The sequence below is a fragment of the Clostridium sp. TW13 genome (assembly GCF_024345225.1).
Classification (GTDB): Bacteria; Bacillota; Clostridia; order Clostridiales; family Clostridiaceae; genus Inconstantimicrobium; species Inconstantimicrobium mannanitabidum.
This window is the reverse complement of record NZ_BROD01000001.1, coordinates 3,989,755-4,015,842: the sequence shown is the minus strand read 5'-3', so window position 1 is coordinate 4,015,842 and position 26,088 is coordinate 3,989,755. Positions and strand designations below refer to the sequence as shown.

Below are 26,088 nucleotides of genomic sequence, written 5' to 3'. Positions count from 1 at the left end.
ACTACAAATAGGAGAGTGTGTAATGGGATTTAAATTTATTATAGGTAGATCAGGAGCAGGAAAAAGCAAATACTGCATTGATGAAATAGAGAGAGTAATCAAGGAAGATGCACACAATAAGGTTATTATGTTAGTTCCAGAGCAATATACCTTTGAAACAGAAAATAAGCTTTTAAGAGAAATGGGAGAACAATATCAATTAAATACAGAGGTTTTAAGTTTTAAGAGGTTAGCACATAAGGTATTTTCAGAATGTGGGGGAATAACCAAAAACAGATTGCAGGATTCTGGTAAGAGTATGCTTATATTAAAGGTGCTTAATGAATTAAATGATGACCTTACTGCTTTTAAGGTGGCTTCAAGGCAGAAAGGATTTATTGATATAGTATCAAAGACCATAGCAGAGTTTAAAAAGTATAATATAGATGAGGATATGTTAAGAGCTGTGGGGGAGAATTTAGGTGAAGATAGAGAGGATTTGAAGCTTAAGATAAGGGATTTGACAAATATCTATTCAAATTTTCAAGAAAAGCTTCATAAGTCATATATTGATTCTGAAGATGAACTATTAGAGTTAAGCGATAAACTTGATGGCTGTAGTTGTTTTGATGATGCACATATATTGATTGATGAATTTACTAGTTTTACGCCTATACAATACTCTATAATAGAAAAACTTTTAAAAAAGTCAAAGTCTATGACTGTTACTTTAACCATGGATGCTAGAGGAAAATCAGGTGAGGCTTTTTTGGTTACTTCCAATACTTTTAAAAGACTTAAAGAAATGCTGACAGAAAATAGGATAGCTATGGATGAAGTAATTGATCTAAATAAAGAAGAAAATAAAAAGTTTAATAAAGCTGAGTTATTACACTTAGAGAGAAATTGTTATTCCTACCCATACAAACAGTTTAATGATAATCCTTCTGCACTCAGAATATATAAAGCAAATAACAATTATGATGAGATTGAATTTATAGCAAGAGATATTCTAAGACTTGTTAGGAAGGAAGGTTATAGATATAGAGATATATCTGTAATATGCAGGGCTATAGATGGATATGAGAAAATAGCAGCTGTTATATTTGCACAATATGGAATACCATGCTATATAGATAAAAAGAAAGACATAATGAGCAATCCATTGATTGTACTTATCAACTCTTTATTTGATATAGTGAATAAGAATTGGAATTATGAATCTGTTTTTAAGTACCTTAAGACAGGGTTAATAGATGTAGAGAAGAAATCAGTAGATTTATTAGAGAACTATGTATTGTCCAATGGAATAAAAGGCAAGAATCAATGGACATCAAAGGAACCATGGCAATATCCAGTATATAATTCCTTTAAAGACAAGGAAAAAAGCCAAGAGGAAATAAGGCTACTAAATGAGATAGATGAAACAAGGCAATATATTATGGAGACTGTAGAGGCATTCTACAAGAAGGTATCAGGAAAAAGCAAAGTAAAAGATTATTGTGCAGCTTTATATGAATTTTTAAATGATTTTAATATCTTAGAGAGAATGGAGAAAATAATTCAGCACTTCCAAGAAGAAGAAGTAATAGATAAGGCAACAGAGTATTCAAAGGTACTAGATATAATTATGGAGGTCTTAGATGAAGGGGTAGAGGTATTAGGAGATGAGGTTGTAGATTTTCAGGAATTCTCAAGAATTTTAAATATGGGATTCCAAAAATACGAGATGGCATTAATACCTTTAGCCTTAGATCAAGTAACTATTGGAGATGTGGCAAGAATTAAAAGTAGAGAAGTTAGAGCTCTATATGTAGTTGGTGTTAATGATGGTATAATACCAGCTATTAATAAAGAAGAGGGTATACTTTCAGATAGGGATAGGCAGTCATTAAAAGAGAAAGATGTGGAACTAGCTTCAGATACCAAAACTAAAGCAAGAGAGGAACAACATCTTGTTTATAATATTTTAAGTATAGCAAGAGAGTATCTAGTATTAACTTATGCTGCTTCTGATTTTGAGGGAAAGGCTTTGAGACAATCTATTATTATTCCAAGAATAAAGAAGATATTCACAAAGTTACAAGAAGAAAGTGATATATATGTTAGAGATGAATTTTTAGATGAGCTACCTAGGGTTTCTACACCAATACCAACATTTAATGAATTCATATGTAAAGCTAGAAACATATCAGAAAAGAAGGAATATGAAAACTATTGGCTAGAGGTATATCATTGGTTCAATTCAAATGAAGAGTGGCAGAATAGAACTCATGACATGCTAGAGGCCTTAAGTTATACAAACCAAGCAGAAGACATAAATAGAGAGAAAATAAAGAAGTTATACGAAACAGGAGATAGGCTTGTATTTAATATATCAAGAATAGAAAGTTATGCAAAGTGTCCTTTTGCTTATTATGTTAAGTATGGGTTGAAAGCTAAGGATAGAAAGATATATGAACTTACTGCACCAGATCTAGGTAGTTTTATGCATGAGATACTAGATGAATTTACTAATGAAATAAGAACTGAAAACTTAACTTGGAGTGATTTAAGCTTTGAACAATGTAAGACTAAGATAAATGACTTAGTAGATAAGCAACTAGAGCAGAATAAAAGCTCTATATTCAATAGTTCTAATAGATATAGATATTTTACAGATAGGTTTAAAAGAATGCTTACAAGGTCTGTAACGGTGATTTCAGAGCAGATGAGAAAGAGTAATTTTGAAATCTTTAAAAATGAGTATGCTTTTGGTAGTTTCAAGGAAGGTGATCCTATAAAGTTGCAGTTGCCTTCTGGTGAAGAAGTATTTTTAACAGGTAGAATTGATAGAATTGATACTGTAAATATTGATGGAGATACTTATATAAGGATAATTGATTATAAAACAGGACAGAAGAAGTTTGATTTATCAGAATTATATTATGGTATACAGATTCAATTGTTAGTATATTTGGATGCTTTAATTAAGAATTCACAATATATAATAGAAAAGCAAGCTTTGCCTGGAGCTATATTCTATTTTAGAATAGATGATCCATTTATCAAGGCTAACAGTGATATTTCCGAGGAAAAGCTTAAAGAAGAAGTTCTTAGCAAGCTAAAACTTGATGGACTTATGCTTAAGGATCCTCAACTAATTAAATCTATGGATAATGACATTGAGGGAAGTTCGTTGATAATACCAGCAGGATTTAAAAAGGATGGAGATTTCTTAAAGAGCAGTGCTGTAATAACAGAAAAGCAATTTGATATATTGAGAAAGTATGTAAATGATAAGATGATTGAATTATGTACAGAAATGCTTAGTGGAAGAATAAGAATAGAACCAATAAAACAAAAGCTTCAAACTCAATGTAAGTATTGTGATTATTCATCTATATGTCAGTTTGATACTAATGTTGCAGATAACAGTTATAGATTTATAAATGCAAAACCAAAGGAAGAGGTTTGGGCAGATATGCAGAAGGAAACTGGCATCTTACTTGGAGGTGATGAGGATGGCAACTAAGTGGACAGAGGAACAACTAAGAGCCATTAACACAAGAGGAGAGAACCTTTTGGTAGCAGCTGCTGCAGGTTCAGGTAAAACAGCTGTTTTGGTTGAGAGAATAATAAAGATGATAACAGATAAGAACAATCCTGTGGATATAGATAGATTACTAGTAGTTACGTTCACATCAGCAGTAGCTTCTGAGATGAGAGAAAGAATAGGAGAAGCAATTTCAAAAGAACTTGAATCCAATCCTAATTCAACAATTTTAGCGAAGCAGCTTACATTATTGAGTGGAGCAAGTATTACTACCATGCACTCTTTCTGCTTAGATGTAATAAAAAATAATTTTCATGAGTTAGACTTGGATCCAGGCTTTAGAATTGGAGATGCTACTGAGTGTGCTATTTTACAGAATGAAATTATTAATGATGTGTTTGAGGATAAGTATAATGAGGGCGATACCAGTTTCTTAGACTTAGTTGAGGCTTATGGAAGCAGCAAGGATGATTTTAAGCTTAAGGAATTAGTATTACAAATATATTCTTTTGCAATGAGTGGACCTTGGCCAGAGCAATGGCTTAAAGAGAAATCTGAAGACTTTAATGTAAGTACTAAGGAAGATCTTAATAATAGTAATTGGGTGAAAATAATACAAGAAAATATAAATCTTCAACTAGAAAGTATATATAATTCTTATAAAAATGTATCTAGAGTATGCTATGAAGTTGAAGGTATGGATAAATACATTGAAAATGTTGAAGATGATTTGCAAATCATTAATAAGCTTAGAGAAAACTGTTCACATGGACTAGAAAAAACACTTTTAGCCTTAAGTTCAATAAAATTTGGAAAGCTTAAGACAGTAAAAAAGAATGAAATTCAAGATGTAGATTCTCAAGAAATGTTTAAGAGTGCAAGAGACCAAATGAAGAAGGACAGTACTAAAATTTCTAATGGATTGAATGGTATGAGCATCGAGCAGTTACTAGAACAGACTCAAAGCTTGTATCCATTCATGAGAACTTTATCAAGTCTTGTTCTAGATTTTAACCAGGCTTATAAAGACAAAAAGAAAGAACGTAATATGATCGACTTTAATGATATGGAACATATTTGTTTGCAGATACTAACTTCTCTAGATGAGGAGGGAAACATAGTTCCTTCTAAGGTGGCTTTAAATTATAGAGAAAAGTTTGAAGAAGTGTTTGTGGATGAGTATCAAGATAGTAATAATGTTCAAGAAACTATTATAGATATGGTTTCAAGAAAGTATTGTGATGTTCCTAATGTATTTATGGTTGGTGATGTAAAGCAGAGTATTTATAGATTTAGGCAAGCAAGACCAGAGTTATTTTTGCAAAAATATAATACCTATGTACAAAGCCAAAAAAGTGTTGGTGAAAGTGAAATCACAATTGATGCAATGGACGAAGCAGCTATTGATAAGAATATAAAAAACGAAAAAGTATTATTATTCAAAAACTTTAGAAGTAGAAAAGAAATATTAGATGCAGCTAATTTTATTTTCTACAATATAATGTCTGAGTCAGTAGGAGAGCTGGATTATGATGAGGGGGAAGCCTTGAATCTAGGAGCAAATTATGAGAAACCTACTATTGATAACTGTTATGATATCAATGAAGCTGAATTAGAAAACAGTAATATAGCAGGAAAGGTGGAACTTCATATATTGGACTTAGCTGGTGAGAGTAAGAAGGAAGAACCAGAAAATGAAGATGAAGTTACAGAAAATGTTGATGAGGAGGAAAATTTAGATTCTATTCAATATGAGGCAAGGATCGTTGCTAAGAGAATCAATAATCTTATACATGGAGAGAAGCCTTATTTGGTTTGGGATAAGAGCTTAGAGAAATACAGAAGGGCTACCTATAAGGATATTGTTATACTTCTTAGAACAGTGAAGTCGTGGGCAGAAATCCTAGTGGATGAACTGGGAGCAGCAGGTATACCTGTATACTCAGACGCAGGTTCAGGTTACTTTGATGCAGTGGAGATAAGAACAATGATGTCATTACTTCACATAATAGATAATCCTCTTCAGGACATTCACACATTAGCAGCATTAAGATCTCCTATATTCTCATTTAGTGCAGAGGAACTTAGTGATCTTAGGTTGTTAATTAAATCAAATGAAGAACAAAAATATTACTATGATATAGTTAAAGAAATTGCTGATGGTGAGAGAGATCTATCTGAAAAGGTTAGTATAAACCAAGAGTTAGTAGGTAAATGTTCAAGGTTCATTGAGAAGTTAAATGAATGGAGAAGAAAATCAGAATATATGCCTGTGGATGAATTTATTTGGTTTTTAATGATGGACACATCTTATTATGGATTTGTTGGGGCTATGAGTAATGGAGTTAAGAGGCAGGCAAACCTTAAGGTTTTATTTCAAAGAGCAAAACAATTTCAACAGACTTCATTAAAGGGTGTATTTAACTTTATAAATTTTATTAACAAGCTTAAAAAGTCTAGTGGAGATATGGGAAGTGCCAAAGTTCTCGGAGAAAATGAGGATGTAGTAAGAATTATGAGTATTCACAAGAGCAAAGGGCTAGAGTTTCCTGTGGTTATATTAGCTGGCTGTGGGAAACAAATTAATCTTATGGATTTAAGAAATGATGTGCTTTTGCATGAGGAGCTTGGTTATGGACCTAATTTTGTTGACTTAAGCAAGAGAATTACAAATTCATCTTTAGCTAAACTTGCTATAAGAGAAAAGAAGAAGCTGGAGGTTTACTCTGAAGAAATAAGAGTTTTGTATGTGGCTTTGACTAGAGCAAAAGAAAAACTTATTTTAACTGGGAAAGTAAATGATTTTCAGAAAACTGTTGAAAAATGGGCAAGAGCAGCAACTTCAGTAACTACAGATAATACGATATCTCCAAGGGAGATACTAAATTTAAAATGCTATCTTGATTGGATTGCTATATCTGTGGCAAGACATAAAGATGGGGAACTTTTGAGAAATGGCAGAAATGATATAAAGATTAGAGATGATTATTCTACTTGGTCTGTGGAATTGTGGACTAAATCCATGTTAACTGTGGAAGAAAAATTATTGGCTGTGGATAAATACGATACAGAATGGATGAATAATTCACAAGTTGAAATAAGAGAAGAAATTAAAAATAGATTAGAGTATGCTTATGATTATGAGAAGATAGTTTATTTGCCGTCCAATGTTTCAGTTTCAGATTTGAAGAAGCAGGCTATAGAGATAGAAGAACCAATATTTAAGCTTTATGAGAGTGAATATGTTAGAAAACCTAAATTTTTATCAGAGGATAAGGGGCTAACATCAGCAGAGAAAGGTACAGCTGTGCATTTTGTTATGCAGCATCTAGATTTAGATAAAGTTTATACTCCGGATATTATACAAGAACAGATAGATTCTATGGTGTCAGATGAACTCTTAAGAGAAGAAGAGGCTAAGGTTGTGAATAAGTTTAAGGTTTGGAAGTTCTTTAAAAGTGATATAGGGATGAAAGTTTTAGAATGTCACAAGGAAGGAAAATTACTTCAAAGAGAACTACCTTTTGTAACCCACATTCCTGCAAGTAAATTATCAACTGAAGAATTGGTTGATAAATATAAGGATGAGGTGGTCAGACTACAAGGAATAATAGATTGCTTCTTTGAATATAAAGGTGAAATTGTATTATTAGATTATAAGACTGACTATGTAGAAGAAGGCAATGAACAAAAAATTGTAGATAGATACAGAATCCAAATGGAGTACTATTCAGAAGCATTAGAAAAAATACTTGGCAGAAAAGTTAGTTATAAATTTCTGTATCTATTCTACTTAGATAAGTCTATTGAGGTTTAAAAGTTTCGAGTAAACATAACAGATTTTCTCTAGTGTTTAGTTCAGGATTATCAAGGGTGAGATTTAAGAGATATTCTAAAATCTCACCTACTTGTTTTCCTGGCTTTATATTTAAAGCTTGGATTATATCATTTCCATTGATTTTTAAATCTCTTGAATGTATAGGAACAGAACTTTCTAATATAGCTGTAATTTTAACTTTCATAAGTTCCACACTGTCTAAGGCTAAGAATGGTGGAGCACAGGATAAAATATCTGATTTTTGCAGTTCTAATAAATCAAAAACTAATTCTTTAGAAACCCTGCCTATCAATCTTTTTAAAGAAGCATCTTTTGGTTTAAACAATACATTCATGTGCTCACGAATTAGTATAGTAACTTTGTTTATGGTGTCATTATCATAATGAAGTCTTTTTAAAATTTCCTTGCTTATAATTTCACCTTCTTTATCATGACCATAGAAGTGTCCAACAGATTTCTCGTCTATAAAGAAACAAGGTGGTTTTGCTATGTCATGAAACAAGGCAGCAAGACGTAGATATAATTTAGGAGATACTTTATCAACGACAGATAGAGAGTGCATAAAGACATCCTTATTATGATAAGGTGTATGTTGATCAAAGCCTACACAAGCTTGCAATTCCGGTAATATATATTTTAAAAGGCCAGTATGTTCTAGAAGTATAAAAGCGTTAGATGGATTATTGCTTAATAAACACTTATTTAGTTCATCTGCAATTCTCTCTACACTAATGTTTTGTATAAGGCTAGAATTTTGTGAAATAGCCCGCAAAGTACTTTCTTCAATGGAAAATCCTAATTGAGAACTAAAACGTATGGCTCTAAGCATTCTTAAGGCATCCTCGTTAAATCTTTTATTTGGATCACCAACACATCGTATGATACCATTGTTTAAATCGTCTATGCCATTGAAGAAATCTAATAAACCATCTGTATCATTGTAAGCTAGTGCATTTATAGTAAAATCTCTTCTTGCAAGATCTTCTTTGATATTACTTACAAATATAACTTCCTCAGGTGAGCGATTGTTTAGATATTCACCATCAATTCTATAGGTGGTTACTTCGTAAGCATTATTTTCTACCATAACAGTTATAGTGCCATGTTTTATCCCCGTAGGTATGGTTTTATCGAATATTCTACAAACATCTTCAGGTAATGCATTTGTTGTAATGTCATAATCCTGTGGAGATTTTTGCAACAAGGAATCTCTAACACAACCCCCTACCAAAAAAGCTTCAAATCCATTATTATATAGAGTGTTGATTATATAACTTGCCTGCGATGGAATTTTCATAGGAATTCATCTCCTTTAGGTGATATAGTTAATATAAAATAGCATAAGAATATTATACCATGAGAATAGTGTTATAATATTCTTAAGTATAGACTATAGGAGATTATTATAGTCTATAAATAAAGTGTTTTTGAAAGGAAGAAAGTATGAGTGAAACAGAAATAGCAAAAGTTTGCATTAATGAATTTAAACAAGGTGAGAGAATAGAGGGATTCTTTTTAATAAAGAGTGTTGATTTGAAGACAGCAAATGCTAATGGGAGAAAGTACCTTGACTTTGTTATAGCTGATAAAACAGGAGATATTTCAGCAAAGTTATGGGAAGTTAGCAAAGAGATTGAAGAAAGTATAACTAACAATATTATAGTGAAGATTAGAGGTACTGTAGTGGCTTGGCAAGCAACACTACAACTTAAGATAGAAAAAGTTAGATTTACTACTGAAGAAGATAACATCAACATAGATGAATATGTGCAAAGTGCACCTATAAAAAGTGAAGAATTATATGATTTAATCAAGATTTATATAGATGACATGAAAAATAGAGATATGCAAAACATAGTAAATGCAATATTTGAAAAGAATAGAGAGAAGCTATTATACTATCCAGCAGCAAAGAAGAATCATCATGCTATAAGAGGAGGACTTCTTTATCATGTATACACAATGCTAGTAAATGCAGAGAATCTTTTAAAAGTCTATGATTTCATGGATAATGATCTAGTTTTTGCGGGAGTTATCTTACATGATTTAAGTAAGATGGAAGAGATGGATTCTAATGAATTAGGAATAGTTAGTGAATATACTTTAGAAGGAACATTGCTTGGACATATAAGCCAAGGAGTAAAGAAGGTTGAACTTGTAGGTAATGAAGTAAATGCAGATAAAAGAATAATTACGCTATTGCAACATATGATTTTATCTCACCATTATGAACCTGAGTTTGGAAGTCCAGTAAAACCAATGATACCAGAAGCAGAATTATTACATTTCTTAGATGTGATGGATGCAAGAATGTACGATATGAGAAGAATGATTAATGAAACTAAACCTGGAGAATTTTCAGAGAAGCTTTGGTCTTTAGAAAATAGAAGAATATATAATCACGGTGATTTAAGCTAAATTTAGTTATAGAAGATAAACAGCAACATTGGTATTTGTGCATTAGAATGCAACGAAAGAATATAAAGTCATTATGAGAGATAATCTCTTAACGACTTTATATTTTTATGTAATAATTTGTGTATACTTTGTTTACAGAATAATTACAATAGTAAGTGATTTTTAGGATAATGTAAGCATAACTATATAATAGGAAAATCAAAGAGAAAAGGGGGGAGTTATGTGAAAGCCTTATTGATATTAAGTCCTTATGGATGTCTGCCTAAGGATAAAAGTTTTCAAGATAGATGTAAGAATATAGAAAGGTTAGTTGAAAAATTTAAGGAGCTAGAGGAGCCGGTGTTTGTATTAAGTAAAATAAGGGATAGTGAAGGGGATAGCATAAAAGTATATACCCCGCAAGATGGAAATTACGTGTTCTTAAGAAAAGATGTAGATGCATTTTTTATGAGTGGACTTGAAAAACAGTTAAGAACAATGGGCGTTAATGAGATTGTTATCTGTGGAATTAGCTTAGATAAGAGCGGGTTATTTACAGCTATTTCAGGATATGATAGAGGTTTTAAAGTAACTGTAATTAAAGATGCAGTAGCTGCATTGAATTATGAATATTTTACTATGGATAAAGATTTACTTGAGGAAACTATTTTTAAGCTATTGGGATTCACTAATATAGATACGGTTACATTGGAAGATTTTTTATTAGGAGCTTAGACTGAACATTGGAATGAATAAAAAATGGGGTACTACAACGTATGAAAACGTTGTAGTACCCTGCTAATTTATTATGACTTCTGTGTTATCTGGAATGTTGCTATACAACCAGTATGCATTTTTAGTTTCAAGTCTTATGCACCCGTGAGATGCAGGTTTTCCCATAGTTTTATCTAATATATTTTCTGCTGTTCTGTCATAAGGTTCCGAATGGAATAAGTAATTTGCACCAGAAAAGGCTAGCCAATACTTTGCTCCTTCATTATATTGGTCAGCAAAGAACCAATCACCTCTCATACCAATTTTAAAAACTCCTTTTGGAGTTGGCTGAGAAGGGATACCACTAGCACAAGGAAAACTCTTTAATATATTCCAGCTTTTACTGTACCCAGCTAATACATATACCTTTTGCTCATCAAGGCTAGCATAAATCAGATATTTTGATTTACTTGCAATATTAAAGTTATTTATGCTTTTAATATTAATATCACTTAAATTAGGTATATTAGTAGCGGATAAGCTTGTTGTAGGTTTAGAATCTAAATTTTTAAAATAGTCCTCTTTCTTTTTTTGTATTTCATTCAATTTTTTATCGTTATCATCATTTAAAGCAAAATAAACTGAATTTTTTTCCAATGTAGTTTCAGCGTCATCAAATAAGTTTTTACTAATTAGCTTGTCCACCTCTTCAAAAACAGAGGTCTTAATGTATTTTGAACATTGTTGAATTTTACTAACAGCATCAGAGTAATTATCAGACATTGGAAGCACTTCTGAAAACAATTTGTAAGCTTGCTTATAATCTTTTTTATTTAATAGATTGTTTGCCTCTACATACTTTTTATTTGATTCGTTATATTTTGTAGATTTATTAAAATAAGAATTTAATAAATCTTTTGGCATATTAACTGCAGTTTTTAGTTTTACTAAATTAGCAAGATAGTTTTCTTCTGATAGTAGATTGTTTTTATATTTGTTTAACAAATCATCTAAGTGATTTTTATAAAGATTATTCAAATCGTTATTATTATTCAATCCATTTTTCATAAATAAAATAGTTGGTGGATTATTTATTGAATAATTTAAAGATGAAATATCATTCTTTTCTAATGCAGTTTTTAAATTGTTTATATATGTTTTGTATTGAACGGATTTAAATACAAAAGCTGATACAAAGCAAACCAAACAAAAGATTATAGAAATTAGAATATATTTTTTACCTTTAGAAAAATTTTTAATGTTTTTTAAAATCTTAATTATAATATCATTTTGTAAAATAACCATACACTCCTCCTACAGATATTATACAATAGAAGTTAAAGAGAAAAAATGAAAAATTAGATAATTATTATAGAAATTTATGTAAATATTCTATTTTGGATGCATAAATTGTTGATACAAATTTTTGTTAATGATATTATTAATTTATTATTAAGTGATTTTAAAGATATAAAGATAGAGAGAGGCGATGAACATAATGAAAGATTTAAAGGATAGATTTTTAGGTTATGTAAAAGTAAATACTAAATCTGACGAGAACACAAGGGTTACTCCAAGTACTAAGGGACAATTAGAATTTGGAAAGATATTAGCAGAGGAATTAAAGGCTATAGGTGTTCAAAATGTAGTTATTAGTGAACATGGCTATGTTTATGGAGTAGTTCCTTCTAATATGGACAAAAAGGTGCCAACTATAGGTTTTATTGCACATATGGATACTTCTCCAGATATGAGTGGAGAAAATGTTAAGCCACAAGTAATAGAAAACTATAATGGTGAAGATGTGGTATTAAATAAGGATTTAGGTATAGTTTTATCTACAAGTAAGTTTCCAGAATTAAAGGATTTAAAGGGAAAAACAATAATAACTACTGATGGAACAACGCTTCTAGGAGCAGATGATAAGGCTGGAGTTGCTGAAATAATGACAGCAGTAGAGTATTTAATCAATAATCCAGAAATTAAGCATGGAGATATAAAAATTGCATTTACTCCTGATGAAGAAATAGGTGAAGGTGCAGATCATTTTGACGTTGAGTTATTTGCAGCTGATTTTGCTTATACAGTAGATGGTGGTACTGAAGGGGAACTTGAGTATGAAAACTTCAATGCAGGTTCAGCAAAAGTTACTATTCATGGAACTAATGTTCACCCAGGAAGTGCAAAGAATAAGATGGTTAACTCAATGCTTATAGCAAATGAATTTATCAGTATGTTACCAGCAAATGAAACTCCACAAACTACAGAAGGATATGAGGGATTCTATCATTTAACAGATATAAATGGTGAAGTTGAAAAAACAACTTTATCTTATATAATAAGAGATTTCTTTGAAGATAGTTTTAAGAAGAGAATGGAAGCTGTTAAGTCTGTAGAGGATAAGTTAAATGAAAAATATGGTCAAGGAACAGTAGACGTTGTACTAAAAGAGCAATATAGAAACATGAAAGAAAAGGTTGAGCCAGTTATCCATATAGTTGATACTGCAAAGAAGGCTATGGAAGATGCAGGCGTTGTTCCAACTATAGTTCCAATCAGAGGAGGTACTGATGGAGCAAGACTTTCATTTATGGGATTACCAACACCTAACCTATTTACAGGTGGAGGAAACTTCCACGGTAAGTATGAATATGCATGCTTAGATACAATGAAAAAGTCTGTAGAGGTTATCTTAAATATTGTTAAGGCCTATTCTGAAAAGTAATAAGGAATCTGAAAATAAATAACAAGTCCAAATAGACTAGCATATAAAACTAAGCACGTTCAGATGCCTAAATTGAAAAGCTAGAAGAGAAAAGTTAAAAGCCATAGAGATGCACTAATTATATTAATAAAGCATTTCTATGGCTTTATTAAATTATTTTACTCTTTGAGAAATTATAATTGATATAATATACTTATAATTTGTATCGATAGTTATATAAGTGAGTTTAATTTTTATGCAGAGAACAATTGGAATTTAAACAATTTAAAAATAAAGATATTGGCAATAATTTAGGTAAAGAGGGTGAATTAATTATGAAGATATTGCATTTAGGAGATTTACATATAGGTAAAAAGGTCAAAGAATTTAATTTAATTGAAGATCAGAAATATGTTATTGATCAGTTAATTGAATTTATAGAGAAAAGTATACCAAATGTAGTGGTGATTTCAGGGGATTTATATGATAGAGCTATACCTCCAGTAGAAGCCATAGAAGTTGTGAATGGATTCTTAAACAAGATTGTGTTGGAGCTTAAGATTCCAGTTATAGCTATAGCAGGAAACCATGATAGTGGTGCAAGACTTGATTTTGCAAGTACAATATTAGAAAAACAGGGACTTTATATAGAAGGAAAATTTAAATCTGATATCACAAAGGTTACAATAAATGATGAGTTTGGACCTGTTAACTTTTATTTACTTCCTTATGCAGATCCTGCAGAGGTACGTGAATTATATGAAGATGAAAATATAAAGACTCATGATGACGCAATGAAATCAATAATTGATAGATTGAGTGCTAATTTTAATAGAGAAGAGAGAAATGTAGCTGTTGCCCATGGCTTCATAACTTATATGAAAGATGGGGAAGATCAATGTGGTTTGGAGTTAAGTGAATCAGAGAGACCTTTATCTATAGGGGGAACAGATAAGGTATCAGCACAATATTTTGAGATGTTTAATTATACAGCATTAGGTCATTTGCATGGAGCACAAAAGGTTGGCTCAGACAAAATAAGGTATGCTGGTTCACCAATAAAGTATTCTTTTTCTGAGGTTAAGCAGAAAAAAAGCTTCACTATAATCAATATGGATGATAAGGGGGAAGTTTTAACAGAATTTCAAAGTATAACACCTCTTAGAGATATGAGAGTTATACAAGGCCCTTTAGAAAAGCTGATAAGCAAAGAAGTATATGAAAGTGAAGATATAAATGTAGAAGATTATATAAAAGTAATTCTACAAGATGAAGAAGAGCTCATAGATCCATTAGGCAGGTTAAGAAGTGTATATAAGAACTTAATGGAGATTGAAATACAGAATAAAAGAAAATTAGGAGACAATAAAACTGCTGCCAGTGAAGGTTTTAAGGAAAAAAGTGAAATGGAGCTTTTCAAGGAATTTTATGAAAACATTAGTGGGGAATCATTAGAAGGGGAAGAACTCAAAATAATTCAAGATACAATAAAAGAGGTTCTTAGAGAAGAGGTGGTTTAGATGAAACCAGTATATTTAGAATTATGTGGATTTGGAGCTTATGCAGATAAGCAAATAATTGATTTTAGAGAATTAGAGGATACGAATATTTTTGTAATAGCAGGCCCAACAGGAGCTGGGAAAACCACTATTTTTGATGCAATTGCTTATGCTTTGTTTGGTACAGCAAGTGGTTCTACAAGAGAGGGAAAGAGTTGCAGAAGTGATTATGCTGACGAAAATACAGATACCTACGTGAATCTTATTTTTGATATTAAGGGCAAGGAGTATAAGATATCAAGAAATCCTGAATATACAAGAAAAAAGCTTAAGGGAGAAGGTCTCTTAAAAGTTAAGGATAAGGTTGAGCTTATATTACCTGATGGTAATGTTATAACAAAGAAAAATGAAGTAACAGAAGAAATAAAAAATATACTAGGAATAGATAAAGATCAATTTAAGCAGATTGTGATGCTTCCTCAAGGTGAATTTAAGAAGATGTTAGAGTCTAGTAGTGAGGAAAAAGAAAAGATATTTAGAAAAATATTTAATACTGAGCATTTCAATGATATTCAAGAAAAGTTAATTGAAAAGTCTAAGAAAATTTATGTTGAAATTCAAAAGATGCTTGAAGAAAGACGAGCTTATGTTAGGAATATAGAATATGGTGAAAATTATAATCTTCAAGGGATAATAATCTGTGAGGATGTGGATGTAAACTTAGTAGTTGATAAAACTAATGATTTTATAAATGAAGAATCACAAGAACTAAATATAGTAAGGGATAAGCAACTGCTTAATAAACAAAAACAGGCAGAGGTTAATAAGGAAAAGATAAAATCAGAGGAAATCAATAATATTCTAAAAGAAAAAATTAAAATAGAAGAAGATAAAAAAGGTTTGGAAGATAAAGTTCAAGAGATAAAGGCAAAAGAAGATATACTTCAAAAGGCTGAAAAGGCTAATAGAGTTAAGGTTTTTGATGATGCATGTAGAGATAAAAAAGAAAACCTAGATAGAGAAAAAGCAGAACTTAATAGCATTGAGCTTAATATAAAGAATTTAGAAGCACAGTTAAAACAGAGTGAAGAAAACTTAAAAAGTGAGGAAGCTAAAGAACAGCTTAGAGAAGGAGTATCTTCTAACATAGTGGAGTTAAAAGGATATCTTGAAAGAATAGTTGGATATGAAAGTAAACAAGAAAAGTTAAAAGAGCTTAACAAACAACTAAAAGATATTAGTGGTGAAAAGGAAGTAGAAGAAAAGAATTTACTTTTAGTGAATGAAGCTATTGAAGATCTTGAGAAGGAAGTAAAGGCTATTCAAGAGGCAAAAGTAGTTATTGCTGGGAAGAGGGAAGAACTTAGTAAGTTAAATCAAAGGAAAACAGATTTAGAGAGCATTATAGATAAACTTTCTAAGACAATTGAATTGGCAAAGCAGCATAGTATTAAAGGTAAGGAATATATTGATAAGCAAGCTGCTTGGGAGAAAGAAAAAAGTTTATATGAAAAGATGGAAGAGGTATTTAAAAGGGAGCAAGCAGGACTTTTGGCTATGAGTTTAAAAGAAGGTGAACCTTGTCCTGTATGTGGTTCCAAGGAACATCCTCATTTAGCTACAACTGTTCAAGAGGTTCCAAGTGAAGAACAGATTAAAAAGCAAAAGCTTAAGGCTGAAAACTTAGATAAAGAAAAGAACTCTATATATAATGAAGTGGAAAAGTTAAATACTGAAATAAATTCTTTAAAATCTCAAACCGAGGAATTAAAGATTAAATTGATAAGTAGAGAGTGCCAGGAAGAGTTTGAGAAGATATTTGAGTTAGAAAGTGATGCAGTTAGAGAAAGATTAATTATAGCTCTTGGGGAAACAAAGATGCTTTGTGATAGGGTTACTAAAGAAGGCATATCTTTAAAGAATAGAATAACTAAAGAAGAGGATATAATTAAGAGCTTAGAAAAGAATAAGAAAGATAGAGATGAAAAATCGAAGTTAATAGAAAAGTTAACTGAGAATTATGTGAATGTATTTGGTCAGTATTCCAGTGAAGAAGCCAATATAAAGACTTTAGAAAATGATATTCCCGAGGAAATACGTTCAAGTAAAGCTCTAAATTCAAAAATAAATAGTAAGGAGCAAGAACTTAAGCTACTAAAAGAAGCACTTCAAAAAGCTAAAGAACAGAAGGAAAAATTATCTGTGGAGCATGCAGCTGTAGTAGGAAGTAAGAAGGTTAAAGAAGACAATATTAAACTGTACACTGAACAATTAGAGACTGCTAAGAATGCTCTTAAAGATGCTTTATCACATGATGAATTTTTAGATTATAGGGAATATAAGAACTCTTTTAAAGAGAAGAGAGAAATGGATTCATTAAATTCAGATATTAGAAAGTTCTATGAGGATCTTGCTTCAGTGAAAAAGTTATATGAAAATGCCTGCAAGAAAGCAGAAGGACTTGAAGTTAAGGATATTGAATCTTTAGAATTAGCACTTATACAATTGAGTAAAGAAGAACTTGAACTTAAACAAATTGAGATAGAGTTTGATAAGAGAATAAGTGCAAATAAAAAAGCTATTGCTAATATAGAAGCTATAAACCTAAAGGTTAAGGATAAGGAAGAAAAGTATAAGGTGATTGCTAAAGTGGCAAACATGGCTAATGGAAGGAATGCTAATAAAATTAGTTTTGAGAGATATGTACTTGCTGCTTACTTTGATGATGTTATAAGAGCAGCCAATGTTAGACTTGATAAATTGTCTGATGGTAGATTTGAGTTAAGTAGAAGTGAAGAGATACTAGATGGCAGGGCAAGAAAAGAAGGGCTTGAAATGAATGTGTATGATTATTACACAGGAAAGTCACGTAGAGTAGGAACTCTTTCAGGTGGAGAGAGCTTTAAAGCCTCTTTAGCTCTAGCTTTAGGCCTTTCAGATGCTATTCAATCTTACGCAGGTGGAATAGAAATAAAAACTATGTTTATTGATGAAGGCTTTGGTAGCTTGGATGATTATTCTCTAGAAAATGCTATTGAATGCTTATTGGATTTACAAACAGGGGGAAGGCTAGTGGGAATAATATCCCATGTTCAGGCTCTTAAAGATAGGGTTGGGGCACGAATTGAAGTTACTAAAAGTTCAAAGGGAAGCAGCCTAAAATTAACTGTATAGTAAATAAACCTTAAAATATAAGAAGTAAATTATTGATTTCCGAAAAAATATGTGATACTATTGATATGTTAATCAATAGTATATGCGGTGGTAGCTCAGTTGGATAGAGTAGCTGGCTACGAACCAGTTGGTCGGGAGTTCGAATCTTCTCCGCCGCACCAGATTAAAAGCAGATGTTTCAACAGTTTGAAACATCTGCTTTTTTGTTATGTTTTGTTTATTTACAAAGTATAAGATAGAGATATTGGATAGTAAAGACTGAACTAATTATAATTTTTATGATACAATGTACTCTATTGGAAACGAATTATAGAATAGTTAACATAAGGGGGTGACATCTTGAAAAGTTATAAAGGGATAATTTATGCCCTCCTATCATCAACAGCATTTGGAATTATGCCTATTTTAGCTAGAATTGCATATTCTAATAAATCTAATCCGACCACTGTGTTGGTACTTAGATTTCTAATTTCAACATTAATATTATTTTTTTATCTAAAGTATAAGCTGGTAAATGTGAATTTAGGAATACATCAAATATTATTACTAATATTCATTGGTTTAATCGGATATACTGTAACAACCCAGACATTATTTATGTCTTACAATTATTTAGGAGCAGGTCTTGCAACAACTTTACACTTTATATATCCGGTAGTGGTTTGTATAATAGAATTTCTATTATTTAAAAATAGAATGAATTCTAGAAAAATAATATCTTTAATAATTGCTATCCTTGGTACATATTCATTAGTTGCATTTAAGAGTAATTCCATAAGTATCTTGGGGATTTTTTTAGCCTTACTTTCTGGTGTGACATATGGGACAACTTTGATTGCGCTTAATTTAAAATCTATTAAATGCTTGGATAATAGAGTTGTTACTATGTATCTTTGCTTGGGGTCAACAATAGGTCTAGTTTTATATGGAGTATTTAATAAATCTATAATTTTAAATTTAAATTTTGAAGTTATAGGGTGTTGCCTTGGAATATCTATAATTTCAACCATAATATCAATAATTTTGCTTCTTAAGGCTGTAGAAATAATAGGTGTTTCATCTTCAGCAATACTTGGAACTTTTGAACCTATAGTAAGTATATTTTTAGGAATTTTATTTTTAGGAGAGAAACTAACTTTTGCATTATTGCTTGGTAGTATACTGATATTAACATCTACAATTATATTAGCAAAGAGCAATTCTACTTCTTTTCAACAATAAAGTTTACACAGAAATGTATCTGACGTTGATGAATTTACTATAAATATAAAAATGTAATATAAATTAGGGCTATTGCAAAAGGTAATAGTCTTATTTTGTATATTTTTAAAATTGAATTGAGGAAAGATTATAAAAAAATTTAATTTTTCTGCTAACCGTATTAGAAAAATTGACACTATTTATATGAGAACAATAAATTGGCCATAAAAATTAGAGAAGTTGGTGAAGTATGGATAAACAACAAGTGGTTTATAACAAAGTTACAGAATGTATTAGAACTATATTCGCATTTTCCCTTTCGCGAACTCCAAGTAGAGAAGAGGCAGAAGATTTATCACAAGAGATAGTGAAGGAAGTATTAAGAAGTGCTAATTCACTTCGTGATGAACAAGCTTTTTATGGTTGGATGTGGGGAATTGCAAATAATGTGTACAAATGTTATTTGCGCAAGCATAGAAAAATAGAGCAATGTGATATTGATGAAAACTTGCCAGATACTATATGTGAGATGCCAGAAACAGTAGTAGTTCAAAATGAAGAAATAAATACTCTAAGACGAGAACTTTCTTTATTATCAGAGGACTATCGCAAGGTAAGTATAATGTATTACATTGATGATTGCAGTTGTAAGGATATTTCACAGAAGCTTAATCTCTCTTTGGAGATGGTCAAATATTTGCTCTTTAAATCTAGAAAAATTTTGAGAGAGGGTATGAATATGTCAAGAGAATATGGAGAAAAAAGTTACAATCCAGGAGTTTTTAATATTGATGTGTGGATGGATGAAGATGACTATATGCTTTACTATAATTTATTTGATAGAAAGCTACCAGGAAACATTTTGTTAGCTGCATATTATAATCCAATGACAGTAGGAGAATTAAGTGTTGAATTAGGGGTATCAGCTCCTTATTTAGAGGATGAAATTAAAATTCTAATGAAGCATAATTTGATAAAACAGCTTCATAATGCTAGATATCAAACTAATATAATTATCTTTACAAAAGGTTGTGAAGATGATATATATGGAAAAACAAGTAATATTTTTGCACAAGCTTCAGAGGAGCTTTTTGAGTTTATCAATAAAAGTGAAGAAAGAATAAGAAAGGTTAATTTTATTGGTTCTGATTATTCTAAGAGTAGAATATATTGGTTGGCAACTCACATTGCATTAATAAGTGCGTTATCTGAGGCAGAAGAAGAGATGAAAAAGGCAGAAAGTTTTCCTACATTATCAAATGGAACTCATGGTTATATATGGGGGTATAACAGTGACAAAGAAAGTGACTTTTTTAATGGAATATATGGCGATTGTGATATAGAACCAGATGGTGATTATGTGAATGTGTGCAATTTTAAGATTATAGAAAAGTGCCAAGAGTTTCATCCAAGAGATCCTAAGATTGATATATTATTAAAAGTGGCAAGGCATGAGGTTATAGATGATAATAATGAAATTCTTGCTCAACTTATTAGTGAAGGTTATATTAGAAATGATAATAAGAAATACAGTTTGAATTTTCCAGTGTTTACTGAAAAACAGTATAATCAATTTGTTACTGTAATGGAATCTATTATTGAGAAGATGAAGCAAAGCATAAAGTTAGGAGTGTTAGAGGCTCAAAAGGTTGTACAAAACCATGCACCAGCACAAATAGCAGATAGCTGTTCTGCAGTGTCTGAGATAAAATGTAGAAATAATTCCATTGGATATATTGTTAAAGAGATGTGTGATAAAGGATATTTATCAGTGCCAGATTCTCCAGAAAAGTTAACTATGTATGCAGTGTTAAAGTAGAAATAAAGTTTTACTAGAGTATAGGAACTAGAGAGAGTTTTAAATTCTAATCTAGTTCTTTTACTTTTATTTAATATTAATGATATTTTATTTATTAATGAAAAAAAATTTAAAATTTGTGAAAATAATTTTTAAATTAAAATAAAGAATTTTCTGCTATAATAACTTTAATATAATTTTGCTAAGTTAAAATATGTTTTCACATTATGGGGATTATAAGTTTAAGAATCAATGATTTAGAAATTTATATTGGATTTATAACTATATTTATAGATATAAGAAGTTTTGTAAGTAATATATATTAGGGGGAATTAAGCATGATAAACAAAAGCAAAATAAAAGAAGCAGCTACAATGTTAATTGAAGCCATAGGAGAAGATGCTTCAAGAGAAGGATTATTAGAGACACCAGATAGAATTGCAAGAATGTATGAAGAAGTTTTCTCAGGAATATGGAAGACAGCTGAAGAATATCTTGCAAAAAACTTTGAGGTAGAGAGCAACGATTTGGTAATAGAAAAGGATATAGTTTTTCATTCTATGTGTGAGCATCATTTCTTGCCCTTCTTTGGTAAGGTTCATATAGCATATATTCCTAATGGGAGGGTTGCAGGACTTTCTAAATTAGCAAGAACTGTTGAAGTATATTCAAAAAAGCCACAGCTTCAGGAAAGATTAACTTATGAAATTGCAAATGCTTTAATGAAGTATTTGAATGTTCAAGGTGCAATGGTTGTTGTTGAAGCAGAACATATGTGTATGAATATGAGAGGTGTGAGAAAGCCTGGTACTAAAACTGTAACCTCTTGCTATAGAGGCATATTTGAGGAGGATAAGAATTTGAGACAAGAAGTAATGGCTTTAATCTCAATGAAATAGTGAAAATTATGAATAGATTTAATGATATATTGCATAGTGAGAAGTATAATGAATATTTAAATAGGATTGCTTTCTTGGAGAAAAACAGGATTTTTTGCAAGCATGATTTAGAACATTTCTTAAATGTGGCTAGAATAGCATATGTATTAGTTTTAGAAAATGAAATAGATATTTCAAAAGAGCTGGTATACACTACAGCATTGCTTCATGATATAGGAAGATTTGTACAATATGAAGATGGAACAGATCATGAAATAGCTTCTGTAGAGTTGTCTAAACCTCTTTTAGAACAAGCTGGTTTCAATGAAGCAGAAGAGAATTTAATAATTAATGGGATTATAGGTCATAGAAGAGGTGGAAACGCCCAATTTGGAGACATAATGTATAAAAGTGATAAGCTTTCTAGAGAGTGTTACAGGTGTCAAAGTTCATCACAATGTAATTGGAAAGAAGACAATAAAAATTTAGATATAATGTATTAAAGTATTAAATTAGGCACTTGAAAATAAATAATAAAATTAAATATCTGTTGCAGGAGTATTTATTTTTTTCAAGATGTCTTATTACAGCTATAATGAGTGAGGTACTTAACATGAGGATTGGTAATAAGAATTTTATATTAGGGGAAAGAACTTATATAATGGGAATATTAAATGTTACTCCAGATTCTTTTTCTGATGGAGGAAAATTTAATAGTATAGATGCTGCTTTAGAGCAAGTAAGCAAGATGATAGAAGATGGTGTTGATATAATAGACATAGGTGGGGAATCAACAAGACCTAATCATGCACCAGTAGAAGAAGAAGAGGAAACTAATAGAGTTGTTCCTATAATCAAAGCCATAAGGGAAAAATATGATGTGCCTATTTCAATAGATACATATAAGGGCAAGGTAGCTGAAGCAGCTATTAAGGCTGGAGCTGATTTAATAAATGATGTATGGGGTTTTAAGATGGATGCTTATATGGCAGAGGTAGCAGCTAAATATGATGTTCCATGTTGCTTGATGCATAATAGAGATAACAGTGAGTATACGAATATAATTGAAGATATGATAAAAGATCTAGAAGCTTCTATTGAGATAGCTTTAAAAGCTGGAGTGAAAAAAGAAAATATAATTCTAGATCCAGGCTTAGGTTTTGCAAAAACATATGAGCAGAATCTTTTCGTTATGAATAACTTAGAAAAACTTAATAGAGTAGGCTATCCTATTCTTCTTGGAACTTCAAGAAAATCTATGATAGGGCTTGCCTTAAATCTTCCTGTAGATGAAAGGGTTGAAGGAACAGTAGCAACTACTGTTATGGGAATAATGAAAGGTTGTGATTTTGTAAGGGTTCATGATATTAAAGAAAACAAAAGAGCAGCAGTAATGACAGATAAAATTCTTAGAGCTAATTGATGAGATTGTTTGGGGGCTAATAAGTAATGGATAAAATTTATTTAAATAATTTAGAGATTTTTGCATATCATGGAGTATTTGAAGAGGAAAAGAAACTTGGTCAGAAGTTTGTACTATCTTTAGAACTAGATTTAGATTTGAGGGAAGCTGGTGTTACAGGTGATTTAACCAAATCAGTTCATTATGGAGAGTTGAGTCATGGTGTAGAAAAGGTGTTTACAAAGGAAAATTATGATTTAATAGAAACGGCAGCAGAAAAAGTAGCTGAATTTGTATTGACAGAATATCCTCTTGTACAAGGAGTTAAGGTTACTTTAAAAAAACCTTGGGCACCTATAATGAGACACTTAGAATATGCAGCTATTGAAATAAATAGAAGGGTGCATAAAGCATTTATATCTTTTGGATCAAATATGGGTGATAAGGAAGCAAATATAAACAATGCTATAGAACTTATAAAGAAGAGTAATCATACGAAAGTGGTTAAGGTTTCATCTTATATAAAAACTGAGCCTTGGGGATATGTTGATCAAGAAGAATTCATTAATGGTGCTATGGAGATAAGAACCATGCTTTCACCTATTGAACTTGTAGAATTTCTTTTAAGTGTTGAACAAGAACTTAAGAGAGAAAGAATAATTAAATGGGGGCCAAGAACAATTGATTTAGATGTAATTCTTTATGATGATGTAATATCAACTGATGAGAGAATAATTCTTCCACATCCGAGAATGGAACAAAGATTATTTGTATTGGAACCACTAGCAGAGATTGCTCCTTATGAGGTTCATCCTATATTTAGAAGAAGAATTATAGATCTAAAGGAAGATGTAGAAAAGTAATATATAACAATTAAGTATGTTAAGGGTATATGATTTAATTTATTTAAATCATATACCCTTTTATATAGTTTAATATGTTGTAAGTACATTCCATTATATATAGATATTATAGGGTGAAATTGAATAAAGAATAGAAAAAATTTTACGATAAATATGATAGGCATTTGGATTTTAATTGAAAATAGAACTTATGATAAAAGTTATCAACAACATATTGTGGATAATGTTGATAACTATACAATATATTGATACAGCCATAGTTGAAGCTTATCATGTTATAGAAAAAATAAGTATTGTTGACGATATTTATTGTAAAAATTTCTACTAAATAGCATATTATAGTTGTAAAAATAATTATATAAAGCTGATTATAGAAAAGTATACAAAAATAATTTAATTTAATAAAAATTATAATTAAACATGATAATTATGGTAGAATTATAGATAAGGAAAATTAAAAAAGGTAGGGGAATAGGATGGATTTAGGAATAGTTATTAGTTTAGTAATTGCATTTGCCTCATTGCTTTTAGGATTTACTTTTGAGGGTGGAGCGTTGAAGTCTTTACTTCAACCTACAGCAGCTATAATAGTTTTTGGAGGAACTATAGGTGCAGTTGGAATATCATTTCCATTGGCATCATTAAAAAGGATTCCTAAAATTTTAAAAGTAGCTTTTAGAAGAAGAGAGGACAAGGCATCTGGGATGATAGACTTTTTTAAGGAATTAGCTGTTAAGACTAGAAGAGATGGATTGCTTAGCTTAGAAAGTGAAATAGATACATATGACTTGGACGGGTTTACAAAGAAAGGGTTGCAAATGGTGGTAGATGGAGTTGAACCATCTACAATTAGAGCTATATTAGAAAACAAATTAGAAAACATAGTAGAGAGGCATGAAGTAGGTAGCTCTATATTTGATTCTGCAGGTGGATATGCACCAACTATGGGGATAGTAGGTACAGTCATGGGCCTTGTACAGGTTCTTGGAAATTTGGGCAACTCAAGTGAGTTAGGTGGAAAGATAGCTGTTGCTTTTATTGCGACTTTATATGGTGTTGGATCAGCCAATTTGTTATGGTTACCAATAGCAGCAAAGTTAAAGGCACTTGATAAAGAAGAATGCTTAGAAAAACAAATGGTTATAGAGGGAATATTACTTTTACAAGAAGGAGCAAATCCTAATACATTAGTAAGCAAACTTGAAGGCTTCTTACCAGAAGGTAGTGTTCAAGAACAAAAGCCAACTAACAATTAAGGAGGCTAAGAAATGAAAAAGAAACCTAAAAAGGAACCCAATAATGAAAGATGGATGTTAACCTATTTAGATTTAATAACATTATTAATGGTATTCTTTGTTGTTCTTTATGCTTCAAGTAATGTGAATCAAAAAAAGCTAGAAGAGGTTACAAAGTCAATGCAAGTTGCATTTGGAACTGATGGTAAAAATCTTGTGAGCAAAGAAACAACTGGTGGTACAGCTGTAATATCAACAGGTAAGGCAAATGGGACGGCAACTACATCAAGTAATGCAACTAAACAAGCAGAAACAACGAAAAAGCAAAGTGAAGAAGAAAAGTTGGATGAAATTCAAGCTGAAGTTGATAAGTTAGTTAATAATTCAAGTTTAAAGGGCAGCGTATCTACTACTATACAAGAGAGAGGACTTGTAATAAGTTTTAAAGATAATATATTTTTTGAAAGTGGTAAGGCAGAACTTAAGGATGATATGAGGAATAAGTTAAATTCCATTGCCAATATTTTAAGTAAAATTAATAATTATATTAGAGTAGAGGGACATACAGATAGTCTTCCAATAAATACAGCTCAGTTCAATTCAAATTGGCAATTATCATCAGTCAGGGCTGCAAATGTTGTGCAATATTTAGTTGAAAATACTAAGCTTGATGCAGCTAGATTATCATCTGTAGGATATGCAGATCAAAGACCAGTTGCAAGTAATAGCACCGATGCAGGAAGAAGTAAAAACAGAAGAGTAGATATTGTAATTTTAAATTCTAAGTTTAATAATACAGAAGATAAAAATTAATAAATAATTAAATAAAGTAGCATACTAATAACAAAAATAATTTGCCTAGTAACAGGATA

Annotated in this window: 17 protein-coding genes and 1 tRNA gene; 16 read left to right on the top strand and 2 right to left on the bottom strand. The window is 30.8% G+C overall.

What is annotated here, in order from left to right:
• Window positions 1–22: 22 nt before the first annotated feature.
• Window positions 23–3,493, top strand: a complete 3,471-nt coding sequence (gene addB / locus OCU47_RS18560; protein WP_261830074.1) for a helicase-exonuclease AddAB subunit AddB — start codon at window positions 23–25, stop codon at window positions 3,491–3,493.
• Window positions 3,483–7,331 (top strand): helicase-exonuclease AddAB subunit AddA, encoded by a 3,849-nt coding sequence (addA, locus tag OCU47_RS18555; protein WP_261830073.1) that lies wholly within the window; start codon window positions 3,483–3,485, stop codon window positions 7,329–7,331. The genes addB and addA overlap by 11 nt, the downstream gene beginning before the upstream one ends.
• Here addA and OCU47_RS18550 read toward each other — a convergent pair.
• Window positions 7,318–8,649, bottom strand: a complete 1,332-nt coding sequence (locus OCU47_RS18550) for a CCA tRNA nucleotidyltransferase (RefSeq protein ID WP_261830072.1) — start codon at window positions 8,647–8,649, stop codon at window positions 7,318–7,320. The two genes, addA and OCU47_RS18550, sit on opposite strands and share 14 nt — an antisense overlap.
• A gap of 146 nt (window positions 8,650–8,795) precedes the next feature.
• On the opposite strand from OCU47_RS18550, the gene OCU47_RS18545 reads away from it, so the two are divergent.
• Window positions 8,796–9,770 (top strand): 3'-5' exoribonuclease YhaM family protein, encoded by a 975-nt coding sequence (locus OCU47_RS18545; protein WP_261830071.1) that lies wholly within the window; start codon window positions 8,796–8,798, stop codon window positions 9,768–9,770.
• A 222-nt stretch (window positions 9,771–9,992) separates the two neighbouring features.
• Window positions 9,993–10,484: a cysteine hydrolase family protein gene (locus OCU47_RS18540; protein WP_261830070.1), complete on the top strand. Its 492-nt coding sequence runs from the start codon at window positions 9,993–9,995 to the stop codon at window positions 10,482–10,484.
• A 63-nt stretch (window positions 10,485–10,547) separates the two neighbouring features.
• On the opposite strand, the gene OCU47_RS18535 is transcribed toward OCU47_RS18540, so the two are convergent.
• Entirely contained in the window at window positions 10,548–11,768 is a 1,221-nt protein-coding gene (locus OCU47_RS18535) for a L,D-transpeptidase (RefSeq protein WP_261830069.1), read from the bottom strand.
• A 193-nt stretch (window positions 11,769–11,961) separates the two neighbouring features.
• Here OCU47_RS18535 and pepT point away from each other — a divergent pair, with 193 nt between their 5' ends.
• From pepT to OCU47_RS18475, 12 genes are all read left to right on the top strand, one after another.
• Window positions 11,962–13,188, top strand: a complete 1,227-nt coding sequence (gene pepT / locus OCU47_RS18530; RefSeq protein ID WP_261830657.1) for a peptidase T — start codon at window positions 11,962–11,964, stop codon at window positions 13,186–13,188.
• A 248-nt stretch (window positions 13,189–13,436) separates the two neighbouring features.
• On the top strand, window positions 13,437–14,687 hold the full coding sequence (locus tag OCU47_RS18525) for an exonuclease SbcCD subunit D (protein ID WP_309297457.1): 1,251 nt from the start codon (window positions 13,437–13,439) through the stop codon (window positions 14,685–14,687).
• Entirely contained in the window at window positions 14,688–17,840 is a 3,153-nt protein-coding gene (locus tag OCU47_RS18520; protein WP_261830068.1) for an AAA family ATPase, read from the top strand.
• 84 nt (window positions 17,841–17,924) lie between these two features.
• Window positions 17,925–18,001 (top strand) — tRNA-Arg (locus tag OCU47_RS18515).
• Between the two features lie 178 nt (window positions 18,002–18,179).
• Entirely contained in the window at window positions 18,180–19,061 is an 882-nt protein-coding gene (locus OCU47_RS18510; protein ID WP_261830067.1) for a DMT family transporter, read from the top strand.
• 229 nt (window positions 19,062–19,290) lie between these two features.
• A complete protein-coding gene (locus OCU47_RS18505) occupies window positions 19,291–20,859 on the top strand; it encodes a sigma-70 family RNA polymerase sigma factor (RefSeq protein WP_261830066.1) in 1,569 nt (522 codons plus the stop codon).
• A 317-nt stretch (window positions 20,860–21,176) separates the two neighbouring features.
• On the top strand, window positions 21,177–21,737 hold the full coding sequence (folE, locus tag OCU47_RS18500) for a GTP cyclohydrolase I FolE (RefSeq protein ID WP_261830065.1): 561 nt from the start codon (window positions 21,177–21,179) through the stop codon (window positions 21,735–21,737).
• An 8-nt stretch (window positions 21,738–21,745) separates the two neighbouring features.
• Window positions 21,746–22,219 carry an HD domain-containing protein gene (locus OCU47_RS18495; protein ID WP_261830064.1) on the top strand — a complete coding sequence of 158 codons (474 nt, stop codon included), beginning with the start codon at window positions 21,746–21,748 and terminating at the stop codon, window positions 22,217–22,219.
• 110 nt (window positions 22,220–22,329) lie between these two features.
• Complete coding sequence (gene folP, locus OCU47_RS18490) at window positions 22,330–23,139, top strand: dihydropteroate synthase (RefSeq protein ID WP_261830063.1); 810 nt, start codon at window positions 22,330–22,332, stop codon at window positions 23,137–23,139.
• 26 nt (window positions 23,140–23,165) lie between these two features.
• The gene (gene folK, locus OCU47_RS18485) at window positions 23,166–23,981 is read left to right on the top strand and encodes a 2-amino-4-hydroxy-6-hydroxymethyldihydropteridine diphosphokinase (protein ID WP_261830062.1); all 816 of its coding nucleotides are present in this window, start codon (window positions 23,166–23,168) and stop codon (window positions 23,979–23,981) included.
• Between the two features lie 476 nt (window positions 23,982–24,457).
• On the top strand, window positions 24,458–25,237 hold the full coding sequence (locus tag OCU47_RS18480; protein WP_261830061.1) for a flagellar motor protein: 780 nt from the start codon (window positions 24,458–24,460) through the stop codon (window positions 25,235–25,237).
• Window positions 25,238–25,249: 12 nt separating this feature from the next.
• Window positions 25,250–26,029 (top strand): OmpA/MotB family protein, encoded by a 780-nt coding sequence (locus tag OCU47_RS18475; protein ID WP_261830060.1) that lies wholly within the window; start codon window positions 25,250–25,252, stop codon window positions 26,027–26,029.
• Window positions 26,030–26,088: the final 59 nt, after the last annotated feature.

Bases quoted from the DNA above. Each gene is read 5' to 3' on its own strand.
- OCU47_RS18480 (WP_261830061.1), top strand. From the start codon at position 24,458: ATGGATTTAGGAATAGTTATTAGTTTAGTAATTGCATTTGCCTCATTG.
- addB (WP_261830074.1), top strand. From the start codon at position 23: ATGGGATTTAAATTTATTATAGGTAGATCAGGAGCAGGAAAAAGCAAA.
- addA (WP_261830073.1), top strand. From the start codon at position 3,483: ATGGCAACTAAGTGGACAGAGGAACAACTAAGAGCCATTAACACAAGA.
- folP (WP_261830063.1), top strand. From the start codon at position 22,330: ATGAGGATTGGTAATAAGAATTTTATATTAGGGGAAAGAACTTATATA.
- OCU47_RS18545 (WP_261830071.1), top strand. From the start codon at position 8,796: ATGAGTGAAACAGAAATAGCAAAAGTTTGCATTAATGAATTTAAACAA.
- OCU47_RS18475 (WP_261830060.1), top strand. From the start codon at position 25,250: ATGAAAAAGAAACCTAAAAAGGAACCCAATAATGAAAGATGGATGTTA.
- OCU47_RS18495 (WP_261830064.1), top strand. From the start codon at position 21,746: ATGAATAGATTTAATGATATATTGCATAGTGAGAAGTATAATGAATAT.
- folK (WP_261830062.1), top strand. From the start codon at position 23,166: ATGGATAAAATTTATTTAAATAATTTAGAGATTTTTGCATATCATGGA.
- pepT (WP_261830657.1), top strand. From the start codon at position 11,962: ATGAAAGATTTAAAGGATAGATTTTTAGGTTATGTAAAAGTAAATACT.
- OCU47_RS18550 (WP_261830072.1), bottom strand. From the start codon at position 8,649: ATGAAAATTCCATCGCAGGCAAGTTATATAATCAACACTCTATATAAT.
- OCU47_RS18505 (WP_261830066.1), top strand. From the start codon at position 19,291: ATGGATAAACAACAAGTGGTTTATAACAAAGTTACAGAATGTATTAGA.
- folE (WP_261830065.1), top strand. From the start codon at position 21,177: ATGATAAACAAAAGCAAAATAAAAGAAGCAGCTACAATGTTAATTGAA.
- OCU47_RS18535 (WP_261830069.1), bottom strand. From the start codon at position 11,768: ATGGTTATTTTACAAAATGATATTATAATTAAGATTTTAAAAAACATT.
- OCU47_RS18520 (WP_261830068.1), top strand. From the start codon at position 14,688: ATGAAACCAGTATATTTAGAATTATGTGGATTTGGAGCTTATGCAGAT.